Here is a 16191-nt window from a genome sequence, read left to right as displayed (position 1 = left end):
CACCCGCCCTGCGACCCCATAGTCCATGATCTGCGAAGCCTTTGTCGACCTGATCCGCGTTCATCCCGACGCCGAGGCCCAATGCGCCGCCCTGCCTTCGGCACTGGACCATGTGCTGCTGGCCGACGAGCAGGCGGGCGAAGATGCCGCGAGGTGGCGCCGCCGTCGCATGAACGCGTTCCTTGCCGGGCAAGACCATGTGCTGTCGCTGATGCTGGCGGACCTCACGGCCACGGCCAACAGCCCGCAGCGATGCGCCGCTTCAGCGCCCAGGAACGGCCATGTGGCCGAGTTGGAGCCATTGGCCCTCGCGCACCATCGCGTCAGGCTCGTCAGCCTCGGCACCGCGCATTGGCTGGCGCGCCTGAACGAGTTCCGCCACCGACACCAATGGCGCGTACAGCGGCGAGAGTATGCCGATGCCCTGTGCGGCGAGCCGCCCTTTCGCGACGCCGACCATGGTCCGCTGCAAGTGATCGAGGTGGCCGACTGGAGCCTGCCCGATGCCACCGGCCGCCGCTATCCCCGTGAGGCGATGTCACCCTGGCTGGACGTGGCTGCCAGTGCCACGCAGCGCACCGCGCTCTATCTCGACCAGCTTCAGGTCCGGATCCTGACCGCCGCCGACCTGCAGCACCCGAACGAGCGCGCACTCGAGGGCCAGCGCGGCCTTTTCGCCCGAACCCCCCTCGCGGCGGACACCTGCATCGGCGTCTATGGGGGGCAGCTGATGGACGAAGTCGACCAGTTCATCCTCACCGACGATCGCTACCTCATGGCGCTGCGCAGCGGTGCGGCGGATTTGTCATCGGCGAGCGTGGCGGGCCACACCGCTGGCGCCCACCGCATCGCGGTGAATGGCGAGGGCCCGTTGTCGATGATGAACACCACCTTCGAGTACGACGCCCACGGGCAACCGAGCGGCCACCCGGCCGAAGGCTTCAACGTCAAACGCGTGCTTTACCCAGCCCGGCTCGAACACGGCTGGCACATCGGCATTCCGGCTGCGTTCACCACGGTGCCCATTGAAGCCGGTGCCGAAATGCGCTTCAACTATGAGCTGGCGGTGGCTCGCTGAAGGCAGCGCCACCAAAGACAAAGCCGGCGCGAGGCCGGCAATGTCTCAGTCAACTTGGAGCGGGTGAAGGGAATCGAACCCTCGTATGAAGCTTGGGAAGCTGCCGTTCTACCATTGAACTACACCCGCAGCGGCGCGCATTCTAACCGGTGGAATCGGGCCGGCGCGGGCGAAAATCGAGGTCCCGCCGAGAAGGCCTGACTTTTTGTTCGATGCGCCCTCCCACCTCGGCCGTCCACCACATCCCCGGCCTGGATGGCCTTCGCGCCATCGCCGTGATCGCTGTGGTGTGGCACCACGCTCATCCCGGCATCGCTTGGTTGCCTGCGTCCGCGAACGGCTTCCTGGGCGTGGACCTGTTCTTCGCGCTCAGCGGCTGGCTGATCACCACGCTGCTGCTGCAAGAGCGTGAGCGCTACGGCCAGATCTCGTTGTGGAACTTCTACGTTCGCCGCGCCTTGCGCATCTTCCCGCTGTACTACGCCCTGCTGGCGCTTTTGTCGCTGTACTTCCTGCGGGCACCACAGTCCACCTTGGCGGCTGACTTCTTTCAAGCCCTGCCCTACCACGCCACCTACGTGAGCAACTGGGTGCAGCCCGATTCGCTGATGGCCATCACCTGGTCGCTGTCGACCGAAGAGCAGTTCTATCTGGTGTGGCCGCCCCTGCTCGTCTGGCTGGGCGGGCGGGCGGTGCCGTGGCTGCTGGCGTTTCTGGTGTTGAACCAGGTCGTCAACTTTGGCGTGCTCGATGGGTGGCTGCGCACGGCCGGCATGCCGTATGAGTCGCGCGACATCCTGCAGGCCACGTTCACGCCCATCGTGCTCGGGGTGTTGATGGCGTTCGGCTTGCGCGACAAGCGTGCCGGCGCCTGGCTGAAACGCTGCTTGACAGCGCCGATGCTCTGGGCCTTGGTGGCTGTCACGCTGATGTGGATCAACTGGCCTGGTGATCTTCGCGGAGCACCCCGGTTGGGGTTTCATGTGCTGGTGACGCTGCTGATCGCGGGCGTCGTGCTGCAGCCCGGGCATCTGGTGGTGCGGGCGCTGCAGTGGCGGCCGCTGGCCTATGTGGGCACGGTCAGCTATGGCGTCTACCTGCTGCACAAGCCGGCGCTGGAAGGCGCCCACAGGCTGCTGGCCAAAGCGGGTATAGACGCGCCTGGCGCTCTGTTCCTGCTGGGATTGTTGCTGAGCGTGCTGGCCGCAGGCTTGAGTTTCAGGTTCTTCGAGCGGCCGTTGCTGGGCCTCAAGGAACGGTTTCGCTCGCCGGATCGGCGCCGCCCCACTATCGATCCGGCATCGCCACCGACGGCCTGACCGCAAGTTCAGTTGGCGCGCGCCAGCCACTCGATGAACGCATCGAGCGATGGCGTGGCCCGGGCCGCCTCAGGGTGGTTCACAAGTGCTGTCACGGCATACACCTTGCCGCTGCGCGCCTTCACGTAGCCCGCCAGTGCCCGCGTGTCCAGCAAGGTGCCTGTCTTCAAGTGGGCCTGGCCTGTGGCGGCGCCGCGGGTCATGCGGTGTTCGAGCGTGCCATCCACGCCGGCCACCGGCAATGAATCGATCAGGGCCGCGGCCTGGCGGGCATGCCAGGCTTTCGCGAGCAGATCGACGAAAGCGCGTGGCTTGGCCTTCTCGGCGCGCGACAAGCCCGAGCCGTTTTCGATCTCGATGTCGCCCGGGCCCAGGCCCTGTTTCGTCAACCACTCGCGCATGCGCGCTTGCGCGGCGGGCAGGGTGGCCGGCCGATGCGGAAACCCGCGCGACAAAGCCAGCATGAGGTTTCGCGCAGCGAGGTTGTCGCTCGTCTTGTTGATCTCGCGCAGCAATTGCGGCAAGGGCGGCGAGATGTGCGTGGCAAACGGCAGTTGAGGCTCGCCATCGGCGCCTTCGGGAATCAGCGATCGGCGATCCGGGTGCGACTTGTCGATGACCCGGCCGTGCAACTGGCCGCCGCTTTGGCGCCACAAGCCGGCGATGGCTCGGGTGGTGAACTCGGCGTGCGGCAGCGGCGCCAGCACCCACTCGCGGCTGCCGCAACGCGGCCCCAGGCTGCCTTGCACACGGATGAGTGGTTCGGCGTCTCGCGGGGTGTCGCTCCACTGCGCCCACGCGGTGCAGCCACTGCCCCCCAGGCGCGATGGCTCGATGCGCACGCCGGCCAGTGGCGGCTCCAACTGCACTTCCGGCCGGCCATCGCGGCTGGGGTTCAACCGCACCTTCAACCGGCCCTCGTCCAGCGTGAGGGCATCCGGCCACATGTGGTGCGGCCGGTCGGCGGCAGGCACGGGAGTGTTCTCGTGGTCGTGCTCGGTCAGTTGGAAGGCGAACCGATCGAGCACGATGTCGCCGATGATTTCGCGCAGGCCGAGCTTGCGCCACTCGGCCATCCACACCTGCAGATCCTGCGTACGCAAATAGGCGTTGCCCCCGCCCACGATCCAGAGGTCACCCAGCAGGCGGCCTCGCAGCAGGGTGCCACGCGTGAACGCCATCGTCCGCCAGCGGAAGTGCGGCCCCAGCAGATCGAGGGCCGCCATGGCGGTGACGAGCTTGGTGGTCGAGGCCAACTGGAACGGCTTCTCGGGGTTCAGCGACACGAGCGGCGTGTCGCTGTCGAGCGCACGGGCATAGGCGCCCACGTTGGCACCGGGCAGGCCGCAGCCCCGCAGGAGCGACTCGCCGACGCTTGGCCGGGCTAATGCCGGCGCACCGGGCGCGGGGCGAGTGCTGGCGAACGCCCAGGGCAGTCCGGCGCCCAGCACCAGCCCGGCGCCCAGGCGCAATCCACGTCGCCGCCCGGGCCACGTGGACGCTCGGGCACAATTCCGGTCATCCCACCACATCCGCCAAGCATCTACCGGCGCGCTGGTCGCCAGCGCCCGGAAAAACACGGTGCCTGAGGCTCAGTTCATGCGGCGGGCTCTTTTCGGAGCCGCCCTGCTTTCACGATGACCCATCCCACGTCTGGTCGGCCCGATGCGGCTGACTCGCCCGCCGATCCGTCGGCCTCGCCATCCAGCGCTTCGTCTGCCGAGCCTGTCGCCCGCCACGTCGAGGATGCAACTGACGATGGCCGCCGGCGAACGATTCGCAGTTTCGTGCTGCGCGCCGGGCGAATGGGCACGGGCCAGCAGCGCGCCCTGGAGACCCTGGGGCCCAAGTTCGTGCTGCCGTATCAGGCGGCGCCGCTGGACCCGGGCGCCGTCTTCGGGCGGCAGGCGCCGCTGGTGCTGGAGATCGGATTCGGCATGGGCGCCGCCACCGCCGAGATCGCTGCAGGCCGGCCCGACACCGACTTCATCGGTGTCGAGGTGCACACGCCGGGCGTGGGCTCGCTGCTCAAACTCATCGGCGAGAACGGGCTGGCCAACCTGCGCATCATTCAGCACGACGCGGTGGAGGTGCTGGAGCACATGGTGCCGCCCGGCATGCTGGCCGGCGTGCACATCTTCTTCCCGGATCCGTGGCACAAGAAGAAGCACAACAAGCGGCGCCTGATCCAGCCCAGCTTCGTCAACAAGCTGGTCACCCGGTTGTCACCAGGCGGCTACTTGCATTGCGCCACCGATTGGCAACCTTATGCCGAGCAAATGCTCGAAGTGCTGAGCGCCGAACCTGCGCTGGTCAATACGGCCGAGGGCTATGCGCCGAAACCCGCCTACCGCCCGCTGACGAAGTTCGAGAACCGTGGCCTGAAGCTCGGCCACGGTGTGTGGGATCTTGTTTTCACACGCCGCTGAGGCGGCGCCACATCGCCCCGCCGGGGCGCCTCAATCGACCCACTTCACCCACCCCATGAAGTGGGTGAGCAGAACGACGCCACCAAAGGCGATGCGATACCACGCAAACACCGTGAAGCGGTGCGTGGCGATGTAGCGCAGCAGCCATTGCACGCACACCCAGGCCGACAGGAACGAGACGATGAAGCCGGTGGCGAACATCGGCCAGTCGGCCACTGACAGCAAGGCGCGCTCTTTCCACAGGCTGTAGACGCTGGCGCCAACGAGCGTGGGGATGGCGAGAAAAAAGCTGAAATCGGTGGCCGCGCGGCGCGAGAGGCCCAGCAGCATCCCGCCGATGATGGTGGCGCCTGAGCGACTGGTGCCCGGGATCATCCCCAGGCATTGCACGAAGCCCACCTTCAGCGCGTCCATCGCGGTCATGGTGTCCGCATGGGCGATGCGCGGTTCATGATCCCGCTGCCGCCGCTCGGCCCACAGGATGATGAAGCCGCCGATGATGAACGACGAAGCAACCACCGGTGCGTTGAACAGGTAAGTCTTGATGTGCTTGTAGGCCAGCAAGCCGATCACCGCAGCCGGCAGGAAGCCGATCAGCACATTGAGCACGAAGCGGCGCGCGCCATCGCTGGTGGGCAGGTGGATCACGGCGCCGGCCAGGCGAGCCCAGTAGACCAGCACCACGGCGAGGATCGCCCCGCTCTGGATGGCGATCTCGAACACCTTGGCCTTCGCGTCGGCAAAGTCCAGCAAGGCGCCCGCGAGGATCAGGTGCCCGGTCGAAGAGATGGGCAGGAACTCGGTCAGGCCTTCGACCAGGCCCATCACGGCAGCCTTGATCAACACAATGGGGTCCACGGGTCAGGCTCTCTTCAGCAGCAAGCAAAGCGCCGGATGATAGCCGGGGGCAGGCGCCGAACCCCAGCGACCGGCCCCGTCAAGAACGAGCGCGGGTGCTGATCTCCACGCCGTTCGGCCCGATCTTCACGTCGCCCAGCTCATAGCCGGCCTGCGCCAGCCGCTCGACCTGCTCCGGCTTCATCTTCACCACCACCAAGTCGTTCAGCACCTGCTCCATCGCCAAGGCGCCCATGCGCTCGATCTGCGGGTTGCCGGACTTGTTGTCCAGCACCAGGCGCGTCACCCACGGGCTGTCCAACCTCAGGCTGTGGTCGCTTCGCTCCAGACGCAGGCCGTATTCGAGCGCGATCTGCCCCCTCCACCGATGCCCCAGCAGGCGCTCTTCGGCCAGCAAATCGAACTCGGTGGCCAAACGACCCGCGCCCGGCCGCAATGACAGCCGAGGGTTGGCCAGGCTCAGCTCCAGCAGCTCGCCGACGCGCTTTCGCAGCGGGAACCGACGCTGCAGCATCTGATTCAGCTCTGATTCGGTGTACGCGATGCGAGGTGGGCCGATCAAGCCGCTGCAACCGGCGAGCGCCGCCCAGCCTCCGATCGTCGACCATCGGAACACGGCAGCCGCGGCACGCCTGCGGGAAAGGTTGGCATCCATGGCGCAAGCGTACCCGCGTCAGGCTTGACGGCCCGCGACGGGCTGTTAATATTACTGACCAGTCAGTCATTAACCTTCATGTCCGACCCCGCCTCACCCCGCCAACGCCGAAAAGACGCCCGACCGAGCGAGCTGCTCGAAGCGGCCATGGCGCTGTTCGTCGAGAAAGGCTTCGCGGCGACCAAATCCGAAGAAGTGGCGGCACGGGCGGGGGTCTCCAAAGGCACGCTGTACCTGTACTTTCCCAGCAAGGAAGAGCTGCTCAAGGCAGTGATCCGCGACACCCTGCTCGCCGATATCGCCCGCGGCGCCGAGCGCCTGGCGCAGGAAGACGGCCCCACGGGCCAGTTGCTGGTCGAATTGATGACCGACTGGTGGGTGAATGTCTACAACAGCCCGAGCTCCGCCATCTTCAAGCTGGTGATGACCGAGGTGCGCAACTTCCCTGACATCGGTGAGTTCTACCTTCGCGAAGTGATCGAGCCTGGCCACCGGTTGATTGGCGGCTTGGTTCAGCGTGGCATCGACCGCGGTGAGTTCCGAGCGGTGGACATCGACGGCGTGGTGCACTCGATCGTGCTGCCCATGGTAATGCTCTGCCTGCACAAGCACTCGATGGGGGCCTGCGGCTTTTCCGATTCCCACATGGGCAATCCGTCTGAATTCATCCGCCAGCATCTGGACTTGATCCTCAACGGCCTGCGCGCGCCGCGCTCAGACGGCAAACCCGTTCTCTAGAATGAAGGGTTGTCCCGAACCGCACCGCACGTTGCGGAACCATTCTCCGAGGCCGTCATGAACATCGAACAAGCCCGTTTCAACATGATCGAACAGCAGATCCGCCCCTGGGAGGTGCTGGATTCTGCTGTGCTGCAGTTGTTGGCGGTGGTCAAACGCGAAGATTTCGTGCCACCAGCCCACCGTGCGCTCGCCTTCATCGACACCGAAGTGCCGCTGCCTGAGGGCCAGGCGATGTTGTCGCCCAAGCTGGAGGCCCGCATGCTGCAGGAGTTGAAGGTCCAGCGTCACGAGTCCGTGCTGGAAATCGGTGCGGGCTCAGGCTTCATGGCCGCCCTGCTCGGCCACCGTGCACGCGACGTGATCACGCTGGAGAATCGCCCCGCGCTGGCCAAGATGGCCGCCGATAACCTGCGACGCGCCGGCTTGGCCCACGTCCAGGTACGCGAAGCCGACGGCCGCGAGGGCCTGCCTGGCTCGGGCCCGTTCGACGCCATCATGCTGTCTGGCTCGGTGGCCACCGTGCCCGAAGCGCTGCTGGCACAACTGAAGCCGGGCGGCCGGCTGATCGCCATCGAAGGCTCTGAGCCCATCATGCAGGCCACGCTCTACACCCGGCAGCCCAGCGGCTCGTTCAGCAAGGTGGTCTTGTTCGACACCATCGCACCCCGGCTGGACGGCTTCGCCGAGCCGACCCGCTTCCACTTCTGAGCGCTGCATGACACCGACGAGCCGCCACGCCCGCCGTTCGCAGCCCGTCGCCGGTTTTTGTCATCACGGCCTGCGTAGCGCGCAAGTCGTCGCATTCCTGCTGCAGACGGGCTGCGGCCTCGCGTACAAACTCGCCGGCGCACACGACGCGCCGGCGCCACCGTTCGCCGGCCACTGAACGGCCCCGCCGACCGACACCATAAACGCATCGACCCGAGAGGAACTGCACCATGACGCTGACGCGCCGCCCGACCCTGCCCCGCGCTGCCGGGTTCAAGCCCCTGGCCCTGGCATTGGCCCTCGGCTTCGCCGCCAGCGCGGCACAGGCGCAAAGCCTGAGAGAGCTGTATGAAGCCGCGCGCTCGTACGACGCGACCTACCTCGGGGCGCGCGCGCAGGCTGAGTCGGCGCAGTACCGGGCGGATCAGGCGGGGGCGTTGCGTCTGCCCACAGTCGGGCTGCAAGCCTCTTCGACATACGCCGACACAGAGACCTCTGCGGAGAGCAAGACGATGGTCAAGTCGAGCGGCGCAGTCGTGGGCGGGAGCAGCACTTCCACGGAAGCGAAGGGCACCACCAATCAGATCGCCCTGTCGGCGCAGCAGAACCTGTTCAACCGGGCCAATGGCATCACCATTGAACAGGCTGAACGCGCAGTCGCGGTGGCTCAGGCCCAATTGCGAGCGGCCGAGCAGGACCTGATCGTTCGTCTGGCACAGGCCTACTTCGACGTGCTGGCGGCGACTGATACCCTCAACACCGTCCAGGCCAGCAAGAAGGCGATCTCCGAGCAGTTGGCATCCGCCAAGCGGAACTTCGAGGTTGGCACGGCCACCATCACCGACACCCGCGAAGCGCAGGCCCGATACGACCTGTCCGTGGCCAACGAACTGGCTGCGGACAACGACCTGCGCGTCAAAAGGCTGGCCCTCGACCAACTCGTCGGCCGTCAGAACGCGGCGCCCAAGCCGCTGGCCCTGCCCGTCGCGCTGCCGCCGGTCGCGCCTGCGAACGTTGAAGATTGGGTCACCGGTGCCGAAGCGCGCAGCCCTGCGATTCAGCAGGCTCAACTGGGGCTGGAAGTTGCCCGGCTCGAAACCGAAAAGGCACGCGCCGGCCATTTGCCGACACTGACTTTGGGCGCCAACTATGTGAAGAGCAATCCGAACGGCACCAGTGACACGACGGCCGCAGGCACGCCGGTCACATTGACGCAGAGCCGAAACGGCAACACCACCACCGCCTCGGTGAACCTGACGCTCAACGTTCCCCTCTTCGCTGGCTTCGCCGTCCAGAACCGCATCAAGGAAACCCTGTCGCTCGAAGAGAAGGCCCGCAACGACCTCGACGGCGCTCGCCGCGCGGTCAGCCAGGGCACGCGCCAGGCCTTCTTTGGCGTGCAATCGCTGCAGGCCCAGGTGAAGGCGCTGGAGGCGGCCGAGTCGTCGAGCAAGCTGGCCCTGGAAGCCACCCAACTTGGCTACAAGGTCGGTGTGCGGGTCAACCTCGACGTGCTGAACGCGCAGACCCAGCTCTACACCACGCAACGCGACCTGGCAAAGGCGCGGTACGACGTGATCGTCAATGGCCTGAAGCTGCGCCAGGTGTCCGGCCAGTTGCAGCCGGAAGACCTGCAAGCCACCGACGCACTGCTCGCGCCCTGATAGCGCCGAGCTAACGCCGCAGTGGGCAGGCATCCTGCCCACCCGGCAAGACAAACTTCTTTACCGTTCTCCGGCGGCACCACGGTGCACCGGGACATGAGGCGGGCGTTATAAATCCAGACGCGCTCTCAGGCGCGTGACTGGAGCCTGCCTGAATGAACCCAACGCCCCTGCGTGCCGCCGTGGCCGCCCACCGTTTCGGACTGGGCGAGCCGAAGCTCGACATCGTCGGTGACGACCCCGCCGCCTGGCTGCGCCAGCAGATCGGCCCGGGCGACGCTGCGGCCGGTGGGCCGTTTCCAACCGCCCTCCAGGCGCTGGCTACCTACTCCGAGCAGAAGGTGCCCGTGGCCGCCCTGCTGGCCACCAGCGCCGCGGCATCGGCACCGCTGAGCACCGGCGGGTTCACTCTGAGGGGCATCCTCAACGAGGACCTGGAGTCGCGGCTGGCCACGGCGCTGACCACACGCCGCCCCTTCGCTGAGCGACTGGTGCATTTCTGGGCCAATCACTTCTCCGTCTCCATCTACAAAGGGCAGGTGCGCGGCTTGGCCGGCTCGCTCGAACGCGACGCCATCCGACCGCACATCGCGGGACGGTTCGAGACGCTGCTGCGGCAGGCTTCGCTGCACCCGGCGATGGTGCGCTACCTGGACAACAACTTCTCCAGCGGCCCGAATTCACGCGCCGTCGAACGCCAATCTCGCAAGGCCGGTGGCGAGATGCAGCGCAAACAGCGTCTCACCGGCCTGAACGAGAACCTCGCCCGCGAGATCATGGAGTTGCACAGCCTGGGCGTGGCGGGCGGCGGCGGTGCCTACGGCCCGTGGGGCGGCTACACCCAAGCCGACGTGACCGCCTTCGCCGCGGTGTTGACCGGCTGGCGAGCCTACGACCCGCCGCGCGGTGACGAGGCCGTCACCTTCGACGCGGCATGGCACGAGCCGGGCCCCAAGACCATCATGGGCAAGCGCTACCCCGAAGGCCCCGAAGCGTTGGACATGGTGATCCGCGACCTGGCCCGGCACCCCAGCACCGGCCGCTTCATCGCCACCAAGCTGGCGCGCCACTTCACTGCAGACGATCCCCCTCTCTCATTGGTAGACAAGCTGGCCAAGACCTTCGCCGACACCGGCGGCGATCTGGCAGCCGTCTACCGCACCTTGATCGACGCGCCGGAATCGTGGGAGCCGGCGCCGCGCAAGCTGAAATCGCCCGAGGAGTTCGCGATCAGCTCCTTGCGGGTGCTGGGCCTGACAGAGCGTCACATCGCCAAGGGGCGTGAATCGCTGTTGGCCAGCCTGGGTCAACGCCCCCACACGGCCCCCTCGCCCGCCGGCTGGCCCGACCGTGCCGAGGAATGGCTGGGGCCTGACGCGATCTGGAAGCGCGTCGAGTGGGCTCAGCGCCAGGCCGAGCGACTGGGCGACCGTGTCGACGCCCGCGCCCTGGCCAAGGCCAGCTTCGGCCCCGCGTTGACCGACACCACCTACCAGCAGATCGAGCGGGCTGCCGATGGCACCCAGGCCATCGTGCTGATGCTGATGGCGCCTGAATTCCAGCGCCGCTGAACGAGGACACGCCATGCATCCCACCTTGAATCGCCGTTCCTGGCTGCGCGGCGCCCTGGCCGCCGGCGCGGCGGCCACCACCGGCTCCTGGGCCTCGCTGGCCATGGGCGGCAGTGCCTCGGCGAATGATCCGCGGCTCGTCGTCGTGATCCTGCGCGGCGGCATGGACGGCCTGTGGACCGTACCGGCCATCGGCGACCCCGACTTCGCCGACGCCCGGGGCGCGCTGGCGCAGTACACCAGTGCGCCCTTGCCGCTCAGCGGCCCCTTCGCTCTGCACCCGGGCTTCACCAAGCTGCATGCGGCCTGGGGCCGCGAAGAGCTGGTGGTCGTGCACGCGGCGGGCCTGCCCTACCGCGATCGGTCGCATTTCGATGCGCAGAACGTGCTCGAAGGTGGCGGCGAGCGGCCGTACCAAATGGCCTCAGGCTGGCTCGGCCGCGGCCTGGCAGCGGCCGGGCAGCCCGGCATGGCCCTGTCGACCGCCGTGCCCTTGCTGATGCGCGGCCCGAAGGATGTGGACACCTGGGCCCCGTCGACACTGCCCGACCCGTCGGCCGACCTGATCGCCCGCCTGTCACGCGTGTACGCCAACGACCCTGCGCTGGCCAACGCCCTGATGCGAGCCCAGAGCCTGCGCAGTGACATGCCCGCCAGCAGCGAGTCCATCGGCATGGCGGGCGCCCGGCCGGTGGGCAACCTGCCGGCGATGACGCGCAAGGCCGCCGAATTCCTGCTGCAGCCCAAGGGCCCGCAGATCGTGATGCTGGAGCAAGGGGGCTGGGACAGCCACGCCAACCTGAGCAACGAAAAGAGCATCTTCCAGACCAACCTGCAGCAGCTCGACGAAAGCCTGGGCTTGCTGCACGAGATGCTCAGCGCCCCCGATGGCAAGGGCCTTTGGCGCCGCACGGTGGTGGTCGTGGCCACCGAGTTCGGCCGCGAGGTGGCGATCAACGGCACCCGGGGCACCGACCACGGCAACGGGGGTGCCGCCTTCGTGCTGGGCGGGGCCGTGCAAGGGGGCAAGGTGCTGGCCGACTGGCCCGGTCTGGCGAAGAAAGACCGCTACGAAGGCCGCGACCTGAAGATCACCACCGACCTGCGCGCCGTGTTCAAAAGCGTCATGGCCGACCACCTGCGCATCGCCAGCCGCCCTTTGGAGAAAGATGTCTTCCCCGGGACTGAGGGCATGAAGCTGCCGCAGTTGGTCAGGGGGTAGTCCAGTGAAGCGTGAAGCCGTCGTTACCTGAAGAGCTGAGTCTGGAGACAGGCGGCAAGCCGCCGATACCACGGTGTGGGCGATGGCTCCCCGCCGTCACGGCGGCTGCGCCCTCAACGTCTGCAGCGCGCATTGGGCCAATTGCTGGACTCACCGACATTCGCTCGGGCGTGCCAGAGCGCCGCGCAGCAATTGAGCGCTGATCCCAGCTTGGATGATCTGTGCCACCAGTTGATGCGCACCACCGGTGACGTGCCGAGCGGTGTCTCGACCGTGATCTGACAGGCGTCGCGGGTGTCGCCGGCGCCCCCAAAGCAAGCGATGCGGCCGATGGATGGCAGCGCAGATCGGCGCTACACGCTCCCCCGTGGCACCAGCTCGAACCCCAGGTCGACCACCGGCCGCTCGACGTGCTCGCCGCGCATCAGCGCCAGCAGCATCACCGAGGCGGCGGCGCCCACCTCGGCGCGCGGGGTGCGGACGGTGGTGAGCGGCGGGACCATCTGGTCGCTGCCGGTGAGGTCGTTGAAGCCGGCGATGGCGATGTCGTCGGGGACGCGGATGCCGTGCCGCACGGCGGCGAGCAGCGCTCCCTGCGCCAGATCGTCGTTGCAGAAGAACACCGCATCGATGCTGGGCCGCTGGCCGATGACCTGCTCGAACATGCGCCCGCCCAGCGCGATGGATGAGGGCGCCGGGTTCAGCCATTCGAGCGTAGGCTCGTAGAGACCGGCGGCGGTCAGCTCGCGGCGCCATCCCTGCAGCCGCTGCAACGTACGTGGGTCGAGTTGTGCCGCGGCAAACGCCACCCGACGGTGGCCACGCGCCAGCAGATGGCGGGTCATGGCCGCGCCCGCCTCGGCCTGCGACATGCCCACGCTATACAGGCCCGCATCCGCCGGTGCCAGGTCCATCATGTGGACGCAAGGCACGCCGGCCTGGGCGATCAGCGAGCGGGTGGCCGCGGGCCGGTCGATGCCGGTCACCAGCAGGCCCGCCGGCCGGTGCAGCAGCTGTTCGCGCAAGAGCACCGCCTCTTCGGTGTCGTCGTAGTGCGTCACGCCGATCAGGGCCTGGTAGCCCGCCGGGCGCAGGGTGCGCTGCACGGCCTCGATCAGGTCGACGAAGAGCGCGTTGGACAGCATCGGGATCAGCACCGCCACGTGGGTGCTGCGGCGCGAGGCCAGAGCGCGGGCCGCCGGATCCGGCACATACCCCAATCGATCGGCGGCCTCGCGCACCCTCGCGACCAGCGCGGGATCGACCGCACGCTCACCCCGAAGTGCTCGCGAGACGGTGATCGGGCTCACATCGGCGGCGCGGGCGACATCGTCCAGCGTGACGCGGCCACTGGCGCGGCGACGGGGTGGGGCGGCGGTCATCTACGGGTTAGCACGAATAGGCGGGTTTCGGACGATGAATAGGATAGCGCTATCCGGCATGGATGCGCAAGCCGGCTCTTCCCTGGGCGATATCGCTGAACGCCCAGGAGCATGCAGCCTCTCGCCCCTTGCCGATTTTTTGAACTCACTCGGATAGCGCTATCCAAACATGAATCACTCCCTGGTGGTGATGGGCGTCTCGGGCTGCGGCAAGTCCAGCCTCGGCGCAGGCCTGGCCGGGTTGCTGAAGGCCCGCTTCGTGGAAGGCGACGCCCACCACAGCAGCACCAACCGGGCCAAGATGAGCCAGGGCATCGCGCTGACCGACGCCGACCGCGACGGCTGGTTGCACGCCTTGGCCGACGAGCTGGGCCGCCAACCGCTGCCGGTGGTGCTGACCTGCTCGTCGCTCAAGCGGGCCTACCGCGACCGCCTGCGCCGCGCTTCGCCCGGCCTGCACTTCGTCTTCCTCGACATCCCTCGAGAGGCCGCGCTGCAGCGTGTGTCGGCGCGGGGAGCGGCGCACTTCTTCTCGGCGAGCTTGGTCGACAACCAGTTCGCCACGCTGGAGCGGCCCGACGGTGAGCCCGGTGTGCTGCGGCTCGACGCGGAACTGCCCTTGCCCCAGCTGCAGGACGCGGTCTGCCAGTGGCTCGACGCCGAGCAGGCCCCTTCCGCGGAGACACCATGAACCACCCTTCCTCCTCCTCCCCCGCAGCCACGCCATCGCGTGCCGTGCGTGCGGCCCACACCGCGATGGCCGCCTGCCTGGGCGTGATGGCGCTCGCTGTTTTCGTCAACGTGGTGCTGCGCTATGGCTTTGGCAGCGGCATCGCGGCCAGCGAAGAGTTGTCGCGCCTGCTGTTCGTGTGGATGGTCTTCATCGGCGCCACCGCGGCCTACCCGGCCGGCGAACACATGGCCTTCACCAGCCTGGTAGGTCTGTTGCGAACACGCCCCGCCGCCATGCAGGCTGCTGCGATGCTGATCCGCACCCTGGTCGTGCTGGCGTGCGGCCTGATCGCCTGGGGCGCCTGGCAGCAGGTCGTCGTCGGGCTGGACAGCCACTCGGTCGTCTTGAACTACCCCACGGCACTGCTGCCTCTGCCGGCACTGCTGAGCGCCGTGGCCATCGGCGTGATGGCGCTGGTCGAGCTGGTGCGGCGCGCCCCGTTCGACCTGGGCCACGGCGCCGACGTCGAATAGGTCGGAGCCTGCCTCATGTCTGCCGAAGCACTCGCCTTCATCGTCTTTTCCGCCGGCATGCTGGTGCTCATGGGCATCGGCATGAACATGGCCCTCGCCCTGGTGCTCACCGGCGCCGGCATGGCATGGGCCCTCGATTTCTGGGACACCCAGCTGCTGGCGCAGAACCTGGTCGCCGGCATCGACAGCTTCCCGCTGCTGGCCGTGCCCTTCTTCATCCTGGCCGGTGAACTGATGAACACGGGGGGCATCAGCCGCCGCATCATCGACATGGCGCAGGCCTGGGTCGGCCACATCCGTGGTGGACTCGGCTACGTGGCCATCGGCGCCGCGGTGCTGATGGCCAGCATGAGCGGCTCGGCGCTGGCCGACACGGCCGCGCTCGCCACCATCTTGCTGCCGATGATGCGCCAGCAGGGCTACCCGATGAACACCTCCGCCGGGCTGTTGGCCTCGGGCGGCATCATCGCGCCGATCATCCCGCCGTCGATGCCGTTCGTGATCTACGGCGTCACCACCAACACCTCGATCTCAGCCCTGTTCGTGTCGGGCATCGTGCCGGGGCTGCTGATGGGGGCGGGGCTGATCGCCGCCTGGCGCTGGGTGCTTCGGCGCATTGAGCTGCCGCAGGGCCAGCCCCTGCCCATGAAGCAGCGGCTGCGCGCCACGGCTCAGGCGTTCTGGGCGTTGCTGATGCCGGTGATCATCATCGGCGGCATGAAGTCTGGCGTGTTCACGCCGACCGAGGCCGCGGTGGTGGCCGCGTTCTACGCCCTGGTCATCGCGCTGTTCGTGCACCGCGAGATGTCGCTGGGCGACATCCAGCCCGTGCTGGTGCGCGCCGCCAAGACCACCTCGATCGTGATGTTCCTCTGCGCTGGCGCCCAGGTCGCCAGCTACATGATCACGCTGGCCGATCTGCCCGGCGTGCTCACCGGCTGGCTCGGCCCGCTGGTCAACAGCCCGCGCCTGCTGATGGCGGTGATGATGATCGCGCTGGTGGTCATCGGCACCGCGCTCGACCTCACGCCGACCATCCTGATCTTTGCGCCGGTGATGCTGCCGATCGCGGTGAAGGCCGGCATCGATCCGGTGTACTTCGGCCTGATGTTCGTGCTCAACGGCGCGATCGGTCTGATCACGCCGCCGGTGGGCACGGTGCTGAACGTCGTCGCCGGTGTGGGCCGGCTCTCGCTTCACCAGGTGATCAAGGGCGTCAACCCGTTCCTGCTCGTCTACCTGCTCATCCTCGTGGTGTTCGTCGTGTTCCCGTCTCTGGTCACCGCACCGGTGGCATGGATGCGCTGAGCGCCGCCCCACTTCCCAGCACCCTGCCCCGTGCCCCTGTCCTTGAAGCT

The 16191-nt window shown here is 67.6% G+C and carries 15 protein-coding genes and 1 tRNA gene; 11 read left to right on the top strand and 5 right to left on the bottom strand.

The features are described from left to right. The first annotated feature begins 25 nt into the window (after positions 1-25). Positions 26-1078 (top strand): SET domain-containing protein, encoded by a 1053-nt coding sequence (locus AACH06_RS00715; RefSeq protein ID WP_341423666.1) that lies wholly within the window; start codon positions 26-28, stop codon positions 1076-1078. A 55-nt stretch (positions 1079-1133) separates the two neighbouring features. Here the strand turns inward: AACH06_RS00715 and AACH06_RS00710 are convergent. Beyond that, positions 1134-1207: transfer RNA gene (locus AACH06_RS00710), tRNA-Gly, on the bottom strand. Between the two features lie 83 nt (positions 1208-1290). Here AACH06_RS00710 and AACH06_RS00705 point away from each other — a divergent pair. Beyond that, entirely contained in the window at positions 1291-2397 is a 1107-nt protein-coding gene (locus AACH06_RS00705; protein ID WP_341423665.1) for an acyltransferase family protein, read from the top strand. 8 nt (positions 2398-2405) lie between these two features. On the opposite strand, the gene dacB is transcribed toward AACH06_RS00705, so the two are convergent. After that, the gene (gene dacB, locus AACH06_RS00700) at positions 2406-3929 is read right to left on the bottom strand and encodes a D-alanyl-D-alanine carboxypeptidase/D-alanyl-D-alanine endopeptidase (protein ID WP_341424212.1); all 1524 of its coding nucleotides are present in this window, start codon (positions 3927-3929) and stop codon (positions 2406-2408) included. Between the two features lie 105 nt (positions 3930-4034). Between dacB and trmB the strand changes: the two genes are divergently transcribed. Continuing rightward, positions 4035-4826: a tRNA (guanosine(46)-N7)-methyltransferase TrmB gene (trmB, locus tag AACH06_RS00695; protein ID WP_341423664.1), complete on the top strand. Its 792-nt coding sequence runs from the start codon at positions 4035-4037 to the stop codon at positions 4824-4826. A gap of 30 nt (positions 4827-4856) precedes the next feature. Here the strand turns inward: trmB and AACH06_RS00690 are convergent, their stop codons facing one another. After that, positions 4857-5684, bottom strand: coding sequence for an undecaprenyl-diphosphate phosphatase (locus tag AACH06_RS00690; RefSeq protein ID WP_341423663.1), 828 nt, complete (start codon positions 5682-5684; stop codon positions 4857-4859). 79 nt (positions 5685-5763) lie between these two features. Beyond that, positions 5764-6339 carry a YceB family lipoprotein gene (locus tag AACH06_RS00685; RefSeq protein WP_341423662.1) on the bottom strand — a complete coding sequence of 192 codons (576 nt, stop codon included), beginning with the start codon at positions 6337-6339 and terminating at the stop codon, positions 5764-5766. A gap of 78 nt (positions 6340-6417) precedes the next feature. Here AACH06_RS00685 and AACH06_RS00680 point away from each other — a divergent pair, with 78 nt between their 5' ends. From AACH06_RS00680 to AACH06_RS00660, 5 genes are all read left to right on the top strand, one after another. After that, entirely contained in the window at positions 6418-7077 is a 660-nt protein-coding gene (locus AACH06_RS00680) for a TetR/AcrR family transcriptional regulator (RefSeq protein ID WP_341423661.1), read from the top strand. A 57-nt stretch (positions 7078-7134) separates the two neighbouring features. Beyond that, positions 7135-7788 (top strand): protein-L-isoaspartate O-methyltransferase family protein, encoded by a 654-nt coding sequence (locus AACH06_RS00675; RefSeq protein ID WP_341423660.1) that lies wholly within the window; start codon positions 7135-7137, stop codon positions 7786-7788. 230 nt (positions 7789-8018) lie between these two features. Continuing rightward, complete coding sequence (locus AACH06_RS00670; protein ID WP_341423659.1) at positions 8019-9452, top strand: TolC family outer membrane protein; 1434 nt, start codon at positions 8019-8021, stop codon at positions 9450-9452. Between the two features lie 155 nt (positions 9453-9607). Beyond that, complete coding sequence (locus tag AACH06_RS00665) at positions 9608-11023, top strand: DUF1800 domain-containing protein (RefSeq protein WP_341423658.1); 1416 nt, start codon at positions 9608-9610, stop codon at positions 11021-11023. Between the two features lie 13 nt (positions 11024-11036). After that, a complete protein-coding gene (locus AACH06_RS00660; protein WP_341423657.1) occupies positions 11037-12245 on the top strand; it encodes a DUF1501 domain-containing protein in 1209 nt (402 codons plus the stop codon). A gap of 353 nt (positions 12246-12598) precedes the next feature. Here AACH06_RS00660 and gntR read toward each other — a convergent pair whose 3' ends face one another. Then, positions 12599-13627, bottom strand: a complete 1029-nt coding sequence (gntR, locus tag AACH06_RS00655; protein WP_341423656.1) for an HTH-type transcriptional regulator GntR — start codon at positions 13625-13627, stop codon at positions 12599-12601. A 169-nt stretch (positions 13628-13796) separates the two neighbouring features. Between gntR and AACH06_RS00650 the strand changes: the two genes are divergently transcribed. Genes AACH06_RS00650 through AACH06_RS00640 form a run of 3 tightly spaced genes read left to right on the top strand, consistent with a single transcriptional unit; the run spans position 13797 to position 16141 of the window. Next, positions 13797-14318, top strand: a complete 522-nt coding sequence (locus tag AACH06_RS00650) for a gluconokinase (protein ID WP_341423655.1) — start codon at positions 13797-13799, stop codon at positions 14316-14318. After that, a complete protein-coding gene (locus AACH06_RS00645; protein ID WP_423221971.1) occupies positions 14315-14833 on the top strand; it encodes a TRAP transporter small permease subunit in 519 nt (172 codons plus the stop codon). The genes AACH06_RS00650 and AACH06_RS00645 overlap by 4 nt, the downstream gene beginning before the upstream one ends. 15 nt (positions 14834-14848) lie before the next feature. After that, the gene (locus tag AACH06_RS00640; protein WP_341423654.1) at positions 14849-16141 is read left to right on the top strand and encodes a TRAP transporter large permease; all 1293 of its coding nucleotides are present in this window, start codon (positions 14849-14851) and stop codon (positions 16139-16141) included. Positions 16142-16191: the final 50 nt, after the last annotated feature.

Origin of the sequence: Ideonella lacteola, assembly GCF_038066555.1 — a bacterium.
In the GTDB taxonomy this organism is placed as follows: Bacteria; Pseudomonadota; Gammaproteobacteria; order Burkholderiales; family Burkholderiaceae_C; genus Ideonella; species Ideonella lacteola.
This window is presented reverse-complemented; position numbering and strand designations above follow the sequence as displayed.

Coding starts and splice junctions, on each gene's coding strand:
- AACH06_RS00715 (WP_341423666.1), top strand. CDS start 26: ATGATCTGCGAAGCCTTTGTCGACCTGATCCGCGTTCATCCCGACGCC.
- AACH06_RS00705 (WP_341423665.1), top strand. CDS start 1,291: ATGCGCCCTCCCACCTCGGCCGTCCACCACATCCCCGGCCTGGATGGC.
- dacB (WP_341424212.1), bottom strand. CDS start 3,929: ATGTGGTGGGATGACCGGAATTGTGCCCGAGCGTCCACGTGGCCCGGG.
- trmB (WP_341423664.1), top strand. CDS start 4,035: ATGACCCATCCCACGTCTGGTCGGCCCGATGCGGCTGACTCGCCCGCC.
- AACH06_RS00685 (WP_341423662.1), bottom strand. CDS start 6,339: ATGGATGCCAACCTTTCCCGCAGGCGTGCCGCGGCTGCCGTGTTCCGA.
- AACH06_RS00680 (WP_341423661.1), top strand. CDS start 6,418: ATGTCCGACCCCGCCTCACCCCGCCAACGCCGAAAAGACGCCCGACCG.
- AACH06_RS00675 (WP_341423660.1), top strand. CDS start 7,135: ATGAACATCGAACAAGCCCGTTTCAACATGATCGAACAGCAGATCCGC.
- AACH06_RS00670 (WP_341423659.1), top strand. CDS start 8,019: ATGACGCTGACGCGCCGCCCGACCCTGCCCCGCGCTGCCGGGTTCAAG.
- AACH06_RS00665 (WP_341423658.1), top strand. CDS start 9,608: ATGAACCCAACGCCCCTGCGTGCCGCCGTGGCCGCCCACCGTTTCGGA.
- AACH06_RS00660 (WP_341423657.1), top strand. CDS start 11,037: ATGCATCCCACCTTGAATCGCCGTTCCTGGCTGCGCGGCGCCCTGGCC.
- gntR (WP_341423656.1), bottom strand. CDS start 13,627: ATGACCGCCGCCCCACCCCGTCGCCGCGCCAGTGGCCGCGTCACGCTG.
- AACH06_RS00650 (WP_341423655.1), top strand. CDS start 13,797: ATGAATCACTCCCTGGTGGTGATGGGCGTCTCGGGCTGCGGCAAGTCC.
- AACH06_RS00645 (WP_423221971.1), top strand. CDS start 14,315: ATGAACCACCCTTCCTCCTCCTCCCCCGCAGCCACGCCATCGCGTGCC.
- AACH06_RS00640 (WP_341423654.1), top strand. CDS start 14,849: ATGTCTGCCGAAGCACTCGCCTTCATCGTCTTTTCCGCCGGCATGCTG.